Origin of the sequence: Eubacterium sp. LMAG:50, assembly GCF_008680265.1 — a bacterium.
Lineage (GTDB): Bacteria > Bacillota > Clostridia > Lachnospirales > Lachnospiraceae > Eubacterium_U > Eubacterium_U album.
Genome location: NZ_NALP01000007.1, coordinates 473,034 through 485,000 on the forward strand (window position 1 = coordinate 473,034; position 11,967 = coordinate 485,000).

At 29.9% G+C, this 11,967-nt stretch carries 11 protein-coding genes (1 of these 11 cut by a window edge); 9 read left to right on the plus strand and 2 right to left on the minus strand.

The window, feature by feature from the left end:
- Window positions 1–68: 68 nt before the first annotated feature.
- Both rnpA and rpmH read right to left on the minus strand, forming a co-directional pair.
- Entirely contained in the window at window positions 69–416 is a 348-nt protein-coding gene (gene rnpA, locus CCC31_RS07375) for a ribonuclease P protein component (protein ID WP_022089468.1), read from the minus strand.
- 49 nt (window positions 417–465) lie between these two features.
- Window positions 466–609 carry a 50S ribosomal protein L34 gene (gene rpmH / locus CCC31_RS07380; RefSeq protein WP_022089469.1) on the minus strand — a complete coding sequence of 48 codons (144 nt, stop codon included), beginning with the start codon at window positions 607–609 and terminating at the stop codon, window positions 466–468.
- Between the two features lie 516 nt (window positions 610–1,125).
- Between rpmH and dnaA the strand changes: the two genes are divergently transcribed.
- The 9 genes from dnaA to CCC31_RS07425 all read left to right on the plus strand — a co-directional run.
- A complete protein-coding gene (gene dnaA, locus CCC31_RS07385; RefSeq protein WP_022089470.1) occupies window positions 1,126–2,508 on the plus strand; it encodes a chromosomal replication initiator protein DnaA in 1,383 nt (460 codons plus the stop codon).
- Between the two features lie 324 nt (window positions 2,509–2,832).
- A complete protein-coding gene (gene dnaN / locus CCC31_RS07390; RefSeq protein ID WP_022089471.1) occupies window positions 2,833–3,945 on the plus strand; it encodes a DNA polymerase III subunit beta in 1,113 nt (370 codons plus the stop codon).
- 17 nt (window positions 3,946–3,962) lie between these two features.
- Window positions 3,963–4,169, plus strand: a complete 207-nt coding sequence (locus CCC31_RS07395; protein ID WP_022089472.1) for an RNA-binding S4 domain-containing protein — start codon at window positions 3,963–3,965, stop codon at window positions 4,167–4,169.
- A complete protein-coding gene (gene recF, locus CCC31_RS07400; RefSeq protein WP_118565927.1) occupies window positions 4,169–5,257 on the plus strand; it encodes a DNA replication/repair protein RecF in 1,089 nt (362 codons plus the stop codon). The genes CCC31_RS07395 and recF overlap by 1 nt, the downstream gene beginning before the upstream one ends.
- A gap of 16 nt (window positions 5,258–5,273) precedes the next feature.
- A complete protein-coding gene (gene gyrB, locus CCC31_RS07405) occupies window positions 5,274–7,208 on the plus strand; it encodes a DNA topoisomerase (ATP-hydrolyzing) subunit B (RefSeq protein WP_117910214.1) in 1,935 nt (644 codons plus the stop codon).
- 16 nt (window positions 7,209–7,224) lie between these two features.
- Window positions 7,225–9,774, plus strand: coding sequence for a DNA gyrase subunit A (gyrA, locus tag CCC31_RS07410; protein WP_117910215.1), 2,550 nt, complete (start codon window positions 7,225–7,227; stop codon window positions 9,772–9,774).
- 154 nt (window positions 9,775–9,928) lie between these two features.
- Window positions 9,929–10,771 (plus strand): fumarate hydratase, encoded by an 843-nt coding sequence (locus CCC31_RS07415; protein ID WP_118565924.1) that lies wholly within the window; start codon window positions 9,929–9,931, stop codon window positions 10,769–10,771.
- A 117-nt stretch (window positions 10,772–10,888) separates the two neighbouring features.
- Window positions 10,889–11,446 carry a Fe-S-containing hydro-lyase gene (locus CCC31_RS07420; RefSeq protein ID WP_117910217.1) on the plus strand — a complete coding sequence of 186 codons (558 nt, stop codon included), beginning with the start codon at window positions 10,889–10,891 and terminating at the stop codon, window positions 11,444–11,446.
- On the plus strand, window positions 11,433–11,967 hold the 5' portion of the coding sequence (locus CCC31_RS07425) for a lysophospholipid acyltransferase family protein (protein WP_290850650.1). 191 nt of this gene lie beyond the right edge of the window; 535 of the gene's 726 nt are visible here — the first part of the coding sequence; it begins with the start codon at window positions 11,433–11,435; its stop codon lies off the right edge, out of view. The genes CCC31_RS07420 and CCC31_RS07425 overlap by 14 nt, the downstream gene beginning before the upstream one ends.

Sequence of the window (11,967 nt, forward strand, 5' to 3'; positions counted from 1 at the left end):
ATGTACCATATAGAAGTTTTTTTCATTTTCAAGTTACAAACATATTCTAAAATGATAAAAAAGCTTATTTACATGCTTTTTTCATTTAGAATTCCATTGATTTTTCCTAAATGCAACAATGCACTTTCAATTTCTTTATATTTTCTGTCCTTTGCACTTTCACGTGCAATTACGACAATGTCCAAACCACTATTGAACATTTCTTTATTTAGTCTGTAGCTTTCCCTTATTAGACGTGTCAGATGATGTCTTATTACACTATTTCCTACTTTTTTACTTACTGATATTCCTAATCTGTTACTATCTAATTGGTTTTCAAGTACATACATAACTAAATATTTATTTGCCTTTGATTTTCCATTTTTATAAACATTTTGAAAATCTCTATTCTTTTTTAGCGAGTCATAACTATTCATTACAATACCTCTTTAAAATAAGAAAAGAAAAAGGCCACAAAACTGCGGCCTATGCTGACAATACTTTTCTTCCTTTTGCTCTTCTAGCTGCAAGAACTTTTCTTCCGCCTGCTGTGCTCATTCTTGATCTAAAACCATGAACTTTTGATCTCTGTCTCTTTTTTGGCTGATATGTCATTTTACCCTTATGCATTCCGATACACCTCCTTACGCACTATAATAAAACATCATTTCAATTATAATGGCAAGTTAATTTTACGTCAAGCATTTTATTTTTTGTTAATTTTTATTATTTTTTTGATTTACTTTACATAACATTTGCGGGTAATTAACACCAGTTATCAACATTTTATTAATAAAAAGTTAATAACTCACATTATTTTTTCCTTTTACCTCCCATTTATTCACACTTTTATAAGTTATTAACATTAATAACTTTTTTTATTAATAAAATTATTGTTATTTTTTGTCGAATTATTTGTAAACCTATTTTTTATTTTATGTAAACTTATTACAAAAATTTTTCGTTATTTTTCCACAAAATCTTTTTTCTCTATTTTACATCAAAATTTTTACACGTTTATTAGTTTCTTCTTTATTATATATAAGTTGAAAACATTTTTGTTTTTTGCTATTATAATTATGTGTGTAATTTTGCGCATTTTTTTACTTTTAGAAGTTTATTTTATAAAAAATAGGAGAATTATTTATGTATTCTACATTGATTGAAAAATGGCCTGAGATTCTCAATACGTTTAAACAGGATTACGATATTTCTGATGTTTCCTTCAAAACATGGATAAAACCATTGCAGGTTAAATCTTTTGAAGACAATGTCGTAACTTTAGTTTATCAGGGTGAAACTGAGATGCTTGGTCTTCAATATATAAAGAAAAAATACCAGATTCCATTAAAAGTAACTATTGAAGAAATTATGAAAATGGAACTTGAACTTCAGTTTGTTTTACCATCTGACATTAAAGATGAACCAAGTGAAACCGAAGAACATATTACAATTAATGAATCAGCTTCACTTACAAGCAGAATTGCTGAAGCTAATTTAAATAGTAAATATACTTTTGATACATTTGTTGTAGGCTCTAACAATATTTTAGCCCACGACACATCTCTTGCAGTTGCTGAGTCTCCAGGTGGAATCTACAATCCTTTATTTATCTATGGAGGTGTAGGTCTTGGTAAAACCCACCTTATGCAATCAATTGGTCATTTTGTATTAAATAAAAATCCTAACGCTAAGGTTTTATATACTACAAGTGAATCTTTTACTAATGAACTTATTGAAACACTACGTAATAAAAGCGGTAATCAACAGGAAATGTCTGATTTTAGAGCAAAATATCGAAATGTAGATGTTTTACTTATTGATGATATACAGTTTCTTCAGAAAAAGGAAAGTACTCAGGAAGAATTTTTCCATACTTTCCAGTATTTGTATATGCATAAAAAAGCCATTGTTATTAGTTCAGATAGAAAGCCTAAGGACTTAGAAGGACTTGAAGACAGATTGGTTAACAGGTTTGAATCTGGATTAACAGTAGATATCCAAAGTCCTAATTATGAAACAAGAATGGCAATTTTGAAAAAGAAAGTTGAAGTTGAAGGTATAGATATACCTAATGACGTATTAGATTACATTTCAACAAATGTTATTTTCAATATTCGTGAACTTGAAGGCTCATTAACTAAGATTATTGCTTTTAGTAAAATCAGCAATCAGACTATTGATTTAGATTTTGCTAAAGATGTTCTTAAGGATTATATTTCACCTGAAGAAGATAACACAATAACATGTAAAAAAATTATCGAAGTAGTTGCTGATCATTTTGGAATTTCACCTAATGATTTAGCTTCTAAGAAGCGTTCTAAAGAAATAGCATATGCCAGACAGGTATGCATGTACATTTGTAAAACGCTTACCGATGAGACAAATAAGAAAATTGGATTAGCTCTTCATAAAGACAATCCATCTACCGTAATATATGGAGTTAATCAGATAAAAGAAGAAATGGCAAGAGACATAAATACTAAAAATATGGTGGAAGTTATTATTAAAAAGCTTAATACGAAGTGAAGTTATTAACATTTTTGTATTAATAACTACTATTTTGATGTTAATAACTATATTTTCAGTATTAAAATGTTATTAATATATTGTTAATATCCTACTTTTATATTTTTAAGCTATTAACATTTTTTATTAACAATATCCTCAAAATGTTAATAGTTTTTAAAATTATTCATTTGTTATTAATGCAGCCTTTTCTTTTATACATGGGGCTTAGAACTAGTTTTTAACTTATTAACATCCCCTATATACTACTGCTACTAATTATTATTTATTTATTTATATAAATTTATACATTTTTCAACACTTACACATAAAGGAGATTTTACAATGAAACTTATTTGCAAAAAAAATGATTTACTTTCAGGAGTTAACATTACTATGAAAGCCGTATCCTCAAAAACTACTATGTCTATATTAGAATGTTTTCTTATTGACGCTACTGAGGGAAAAATTAAAATGACTGCTAATGATATGGAACTTGGCATTGAAACGGTTGTCCAAGGTGAAATTATTGAACCGGGTAGTGTAGCTATAGAAGCTAAATTATTTTCAGAAATTATAAGAAAACTTCCTGATAATGATGTAGTTATTGATGTTGATAATGAATATAAAGCAAACATTACATGTGAAAATGCCAAATTTAACATTATAGGTAGAGATGGAGATGATTTTTCTTATTTACCTGAAATAAAAAAGGAAAAAAGTATTAGTATTTCACAGTTTTCATTAAAAGAAGTTATAAGACAGACAATATTCTCAATTGATGACAAAAATAATAATAAACTTATGACAGGAGAACTTTTTGAAATATCAGGTAATAATTTAAAAGTTGTTGCATTGGATGGTCATAGAATAGCTATAAGAAATATTGAATTAAATGCTGAATATGAAGATATTAAAGTTGTTGTTCCTGGAAAAACTTTAAATGAAATAAGCAAAATTTTAAATGGTGGAGTTGATGATATTGTTAATATTTATTTCACAACAAACCATATATTATTTGAATTTGATAATACACTTGTTGTTTCAAGATTAATTGAAGGCGAATATTTTAAGATAAATCAGATGCTTTCAAGTGATTATGAAACTAAGGTTGTAATTAATAAAAGAGAAATGCTTGATTGTATTGATAGAGCAACACTTCTTATTAAAGAAGGCGATAAGAAACCTATTATTATTACAATTAAGGATGGAGTAATGGAATTTAAGATTAATTCTTTCATTGGTTCTATGGATGAAGAAATTTACATTCAAAAAGAAGGAAAAGATATGATGATTGGTTTTAATCCAAGATTCTTAATAGATACATTAAAGGTTATAGATGAAGAACAGATAAATATATATTATGTAAACCCTAAATCACCATGTTTTATAAGAGATGATGAAGGAAAATATATTTACTTAATTCTTCCTGTTAACTTTTCAGTAGCAAATAATTAGTTTAGGAATAGAAAAAAATGGAAAAAATAAAAATAAAAGATGATTATATTAAGTTAGGTCAGGCATTAAAATTAGCAGGACTTGTTAGTTCAGGTATTGATGCAAAGTTTGTTGTTCAGGATGGACAAGTAAAGGTAAATGGAGAAGTTGATACCAGAAGAGGAAAGAAACTTGTACCTGGAGATACTTTTGAATTTGATGGTACAATTGTAGAAGTAGAATAATGGTTATTGAAAAATTAAATCTTTGTAATTATAGAAACTATGAAACATTAGATTTAAACGTTGATTCTAAAACTAATATTTTATATGGTGACAACGCACAGGGAAAAACAAATATTCTTGAAGCTATATATATATGTAGCACAACGAAATCTCACAGAGGTGGGAAAGATAAAGAAGTTATAAAATTTGGATGTGATGATGCACATATAAAAATATATATTAACAAAAAGAATAAAGAATATCGAATTGATATTCATTTGAAAAAAAATAAGTCTAAAGGAATTGCTATAAATGGAATTCCTATAAAAAAAGCAAGTGAATTATTTGGGATATTTAATGTTGTATTCTTTTCACCGGAGGATTTAAATATTATTAAAAATGGTCCATCCGAGAGAAGAAGGTTTATAGATTTGGAGTTATGTCAACTAGATAAATTATATGTTTATAATTTGCTAAATTACAATAAGATATTAAATCAAAGAAATAAACTATTAAAGGATTTATATTTTAAGCCTGATTTAGAGGAAACTTTGGACGTATGGGATTTACAACTTGCTAAATATGGAAGTGAAGTTATTAAACGTCGAAGTGAATTTGTAAAAAAAATAAACGAAATAATAAATCCAATTCACAAAAAAATTACAGATAACAAAGAAAATATAATAGTTAAATATGATAAAAACTGCGATGAATTAGAGTTATATAATCAACTTGTTTTAACAAGAGAAAAAGATAAAAAGTATAAGACTACAAATGTTGGACCACATAGGGATGACTTAAGTTTTTATTATGATGATATGAATGTAAGAATTTACGGAAGTCAGGGACAACAAAGAACTGCAGCTTTATCTTTAAAACTGGCTGAAATTGAAATAGTAAAAAGCATAATACATGATACACCGGTATTGTTGTTAGACGATGTATTATCGGAATTAGATTCAAAAAGGCAGAATGAGTTATTAAATAGTTTAGAAAACGTACAGACAATTATAACTTGTACGGGTTTAGATGAATTTATAGAAAACAGATTTAAAATTAACAAAATATTTAAAGTAAAAGAAGGAAAAGTTTTTGAAAAAACTATTTAACTGAAAGGAGTTACTAATGGGTAACAATACAAATGTAGAAAATGAATATGGTGCAGACCAAATACAGATTCTTGAAGGACTTGAAGCGGTACGTAAAAGACCTGGTATGTATATTGGAACAACATCAACAAGAGGTCTTCATCATTTAGTTTATGAAATAGTTGATAATGCTGTTGATGAAGCTTTAGCAGGTTATTGTAGTGAAATTGATGTACAGATTAACAAAGATAATTCTATTACAGTAAAGGATAATGGACGAGGAATTCCTGTTGGAATTAATGAAAAAACAGGTTTGCCTGCAGTACAGGTTGTATTTACAGTACTTCATGCCGGAGGAAAATTCGGTGGTGGAGGATACAAAGTATCCGGTGGATTACATGGTGTAGGTGCATCTGTAGTTAACGCCTTATCACAGTGGTTAGAAGTTAAAGTATGTAGAGAAGGAAAAATCCATTATCAGAAATATGAATATGGACATGTTGTAAGTGAATTAAAAGTTATAGGTGAATGTGATCCTGATTTTACAGGAACAGAAGTTACATTCTTACCGGATAATACAATTTTTGAAGATACTGTTTATCAGTTTAAGGTGTTAGAGGAAAGATTAAGAGAGACAGCTTTCCTTACTAAGAATTTAAAAATTATTTTAAGAGATGTAAGAGAAGAAGAACCAAAAGAAGAAATATTCCATTATGAAGGTGGTATAAAAGAATTTGTAAGTTATCTTAATGAAGGAAAGACTGCTTTATATGATGACATTTTATATTGTGAAGGAACAGTAAATAATGTTTATGTTGAAGTTGCTCTTCAGCACAACGATGGATATAACGAAAATACAATAAGTTTTGTTAATAACATTAACACTCCTGAAGGTGGAACACAGGTTGAAGGCTTTAAAAGAGCACTTACAAAAACTTTTAATAGTTATGCAAGAACTAAAAAAGTATTAAAAGATAATGAAGAAAATCTTTCAGGTGAAGATATAAGAGAAGGTCTTACTGCTATAATTAGTGTTAAGATTGAGGATCCACAGTTTGAAGGACAGACAAAACAAAAATTAGGAAATAGTGAAGCACGTGCTGCTGTGGAAAATGTTATGAGTGAACAGTTAACATATTTCCTTGAACAGAATCCAAATGTAGGAAAGATTATATGCGAAAAGGCTGTTTTAGCACAAAGAGCAAGATTTGCAGCAAGAAATGCAAGAGAAGCTACAAGAAGAAAAACAGCTTTAGATGTAGCTGCTTTACCGGGAAAATTAGCTGATTGTTCAGATAAAGATCCAAAGAAATGTGAAATTTTCATAGTCGAAGGAGATTCCGCCGGTGGTTCAGCTAAAAAAGCAAGAACAAGAGCAACACAGGCTATTCTTCCTTTAAGAGGAAAGATTTTAAATGTAGAAAAAGCCAGAATAGATAAAATTATGGCAAATGCAGAAATAAGAGCAATGATAACAGCGTTTGGAACAGGAATTCAGGATGATTTTGATATATCAAAATTGAGATATGACAAAATTATTATCATGACTGATGCCGATGTTGACGGAGCTCATATTGATACACTCATGCTTACATTTTTCTATAGATTTATGCCTGAGTTAATAAAAGATGGACATGTATATTTAGCAATGCCACCACTTTATCAGGTAACAAGAAACAAAAAAAATTATTATGCCTATAATGATGATGAGTTAAATAAAATACTTACAGAAATAGGTCGTGATAATCAGAATAAAATTCAGCGTTATAAAGGTCTTGGTGAAATGGATGCGAGCCAGTTATGGGAAACAACAATGGATCCTAACACAAGAATATTGAAACAGGTTAAAATTGACGATGAAACAATAACTGAAATAGATAAGACATTTACAACTCTTATGGGTGATGAAGTAGAACCAAGAAGAGAGTTCATAGAAGCAAATGCAAAATTTGTTCAGAACTTAGATGTATAGGAGGATGCTATAAATAATGGATGACAAGATATTTGACAGAATACATGAAGTAGATTTAAAAAGTACAATGGAGACCTCTTATATTGATTATGCCATGAGCGTAATTGCAGCAAGAGCATTACCGGATGTAAGAGATGGACTTAAGCCGGTACAAAGAAGAGTTCTTTACTCAATGGTTGAATTAAATAACGGACCTGATAAGCCACATAGAAAATGTGCCCGTATTGTTGGTGATACAATGGGTAAATTCCATCCACACGGCGATAGCTCAATTTATGGAGCTTTAGTAAACATGGCCCAGGAATGGAATACAAGATATCCATTAGTTGATGGACATGGAAACTTTGGCTCAGAAGATGGTGATGGCGCAGCTGCCATGCGTTATACAGAAGCACGTTTAAGCAAAATATCTACAGAAATGATAGCAGATATTAACAAAGACACAGTAGAATTTGTACCAAACTTTGATGAAACAGAAAAAGAACCTACAGTTTTACCATCAAGATATCCTAACTTATTAGTAAATGGTACAAGCGGTATTGCAGTAGGTATGGCTACAAATATACCACCACACAATCTTGGTGAATCGATTGATGCAATTGTAAAAATAATTGACAATCAGGTAGAAGAAAATAGAGCAACAGATTTGGATGAAATCATGGAAATTATAAAAGGACCTGATTTCCCAACTGGAGCAAATATACTTGGAACTAAAGGAATAAGTGAAGCATATCGTACAGGTAGAGGAAAAATAAAGGTAAGAGCAACTACAGAAATTGAGACTTTGGATAATGGAAAAAGCAGAATTATAGTTACTGAGCTTCCATATATGGTAAACAAAGCAAAATTAGTAGAAAAAATAGCTGAATTACATAAAGAAAAAAGAATAGAAGGAATTTCTGACTTAAGAGATGAATCTGACCAGGATGGTACAAGAGTAGTAATCGAAGTTAAGAGAGATGCTAATGCAAATGTAATATTAAATCAGTTATATAAACATACACAGATGCAGGATACATTTGGTGTTATCATGCTTGCTTTAGTAAATGGCGAACCAAAAGTCTTAAATTTATTAGAGGTATTAACATGTTACTTAGATCATCAGAAAGATGTAGTTACAAGAAGAACACGTTATGAACTTAATAAAGCTGAAGAAAGAGCTCACATAATTAAAGGTTTATTTATTGCATTAGATAATATTGATGAAGTAATTAAAATAATAAGAGCTTCAAGAAATACAGCAGAAGCAAAGAAAGCATTAATGGAAAGATTTACATTGTCTGAAGCACAGTCACAGGCAATTGTAGATATGAGACTTCGTCAGTTAACAGGTTTAGCAAGAGAAGATTTACAGGCTGAATATGATGATTTAATGGCGAAAATTGCATTCTACAAAGGAATTCTTGAAGACGAAAATAAATTATTAGGAGTAATCAAGGATGAAATCTTAGTAATAAAAGAAAAATATGCTGATGAAAGAAGAACAACAATTGGAATAGACTTAGAAGATTTGTCAGATGAAGATTTAATTCCAAGACGTGATACTGTTGTAACCATAACAAATTTAGGATACATCAAACGTATGACAACGGATAACTTCAAAGCACAAAACCGTGGCGGAAAAGGAATAAAGGGTATGAATACCATAGATAATGACTTTATAAAGAATTTATTTATGACAAATACTCACCATTATATTATGTTCTTTACAAATACAGGACGAGTATACAAATTAAAATGTTATGAAATTCCGGAAGCAAGTAGAACAGCAAGAGGAATGGCTATAATTAATTTACTACAGCTTCAGCCAGGTGAAAAAATAACAACAATGGTTCATTTTGCTGATTTTGATGAAGATAGAAATCTCATTATGGCAACAAAGAAGGGAACAATTAAGAAGACACCGTTAAGTGCATATATGAATATAAGAAAAACAGGTATTCAGGCAATAACACTTAGAGATGATGATGAATTAATTGAAGTAAAAGTATCTGATTGTGAACAAAATGTATTAATGTTAACAAAGAAAGGTCAGGCAATAAAATTTGCTGAAAAGGATATAAGAGAAACAGGAAGATCTGCAATGGGTGTAAAAGGTATTACACTTAGAAATGGAGATGAAGTTGTAGCAATGCAACTTGAAACACAGGGCGAATATATAACTTTCGTTTCAGCAAATGGATATGGTAAGAGAAACAGATTTACAGACTTTAAACTACAGAACCGTGGTGGAAAAGGTGTAAAATGTTATAACATTACTGATAAGACAGGTGAAGTAGTAGGCGTAAAAGCAGTTAATGATGGAAATGAAATTATGCTTATTACAAATCAGGGAATTATAATAAGAATAAAAGTTGATGACATTTCAGTACTTGGAAGAGTTACATCAGGTGTTAAATTAATGAACACAGGTGAACAAGAAGATATAATTGTTGCAAGTATAACAAAAGTAAAAGAAAGTGTTACTTTAGCAGATGAAGAAGCAAGAAGATTAGAAGAATTGCAGGAAGACAATGAAAGCGATGAAATAGAATCTGAAGGCATAGATGAAGAAACACAGGAATAATAAAGAACAGTGTGATTGACAGGTGAGAGAAACTAGGTTTTTCTCACCTGTATTAACAATAACTAAAAATACTAATACAAATTAAAACAGTAAAGATTGATAAAACACATAAATTATTAATAAGTTTTAAAATAAACAGGGAGGTTATTAATAAATGAGAGAAATAGATGCTCAGTTACTGACAAAAAATATTAAGGAAATGTGTATAGAAGCAAATCATTACCTATCAGATGATATGAAAAAGGTATTTGACAATGCCCGTAATAATGAAAAATCACCATTAGGAAAACAAATATTAGAGCAGTTAGATGAAAATTTAAAAATAGCAAGAGAAGATATGATACCAATTTGTCAGGACACAGGGATGGCAGTCGTATTTGTTAAAATTGGACAAGATGTACATATAACAGGAGCAAATATAGAAGATGCAATAAATGAAGGCGTTCGTCAGGGCTATGTAGAAGGGTATCTAAGAAAATCAGTTGTTAATGACCCAATAATAAGAAAAAATACAAAAGATAATACACCGGCTGTAATTCATTATGAAATCGTTCCGGGAGAAAATATAACAATAACAGTTGCACCAAAAGGATTTGGAAGCGAAAATATGAGCAGAGTATTTATGCTTAAACCAGCTGATGGAATAGAAGGAGTAAAGAATGCAGTGTTAACTGCAGTAAGGGATGCAGGACCAAATGCATGCCCACCTATGGTAGTTGGTGTAGGTATAGGTGGTACATTCGAAAAATGTGCATATCTTGCAAAAAAGGCATTGGCAAGAGAAGCAGATAGTAGTTCAGATATAGAATATGTAAGCAAATTAGAAAATGAATTATTAGACAAAATAAATAAAATGGGAATTGGACCTGGAGGTTTGGGAGGAACACAGACAGCATTAGCAGTAAATGTGGAGACATACCCAACCCATATAGCAGGATTACCTGTAGCTATAAATATATGTTGTCATGTAAACAGACACGTAACAAGAACAATCTAAAATTAAAAGACTAAATAAAAAGATAATTGTTACACATCACGGTCTAGTTTATCTTTATTTACGCCATTGTAGCACTTATTTATTACTAAAATAAATTTATTGTATTAGGAGAAAAACATGGATAGAAAAATAACAGCCCCATTTGATAAAAAAATATCACAGGAATTAAAAGCAGGAGATTATGTTTATATTACAGGAACTATATATACAGCCAGAGATGCAGCACATAAAAGAATGGATGAAGCATTAAAAAAGGGAGAAAAACTTCCGTTTGATGTAGAAAATAATGTTATTTATTATATGGGACCATCTCCAGCAAGAGAAGGACGACCAATTGGATCAGCAGGACCAACTACAGCAAGCAGAATGGATAAATATGCACCAAAACTTTTAGACAAAGGTTTAATTGGAATGATTGGTAAAGGTAAACGAACAGAAGAAGTAAAAGAAGCAATTGTAAGAAATAAAGCAGTATATTTTGCAGCAATAGGTGGTGCAGGAGCTCTTTTATCAAAATGCATAAAGAAAAGTGAAGTTATAGCATATGATGATTTAGGCACAGAATCTATAAGAAAACTTGAAGTAGAAAATTTGCCGGTTATAGTTGTAATTGATTGTGAAGGAAATAATTTATATGAAATAGCAATAAAGGAGTATTGTAGTGAAGATAAATAGAATTGCATATATGGTTATGAGAAGATTTTATTATATACCTTCAATGATGCATGACATAGTATCAGCAGAAAATAGTAAAAAATACACATTTGAAGAAAGATATAATAAAGTAAGAAATGTAATCAAAAATGTAAATAAATTTGGTCATGTAAAAATAAGATGTACAGGAACTGAAAATATACCTAAAGAAAATGGCTATATATTATTTCCAAACCATCAAGGATTATTTGACTTCTTATTAATAGTAGAAACACATGACAATCCAGTGTCAGTTGTAATGAGAAGTAATTTAGAAAATGTAATATTGTTAAAACAGGTTAGAAAAGCATTAGATGGCAAATTAATTGACAGAGATGATGTAAGACAGGCAATTGGAATAATAAATGAGATGAAAGATGAGGTTTCTAAAGGTAAAAATTTTGTTATATTCCCAGAGGGAACAAGAAGTAAAGATGGAAACAATCTGGGACCGTTTAAAGGAGGAACTTTTAAAAGTGCAATGAAAGCAAAAGCTCCAATAG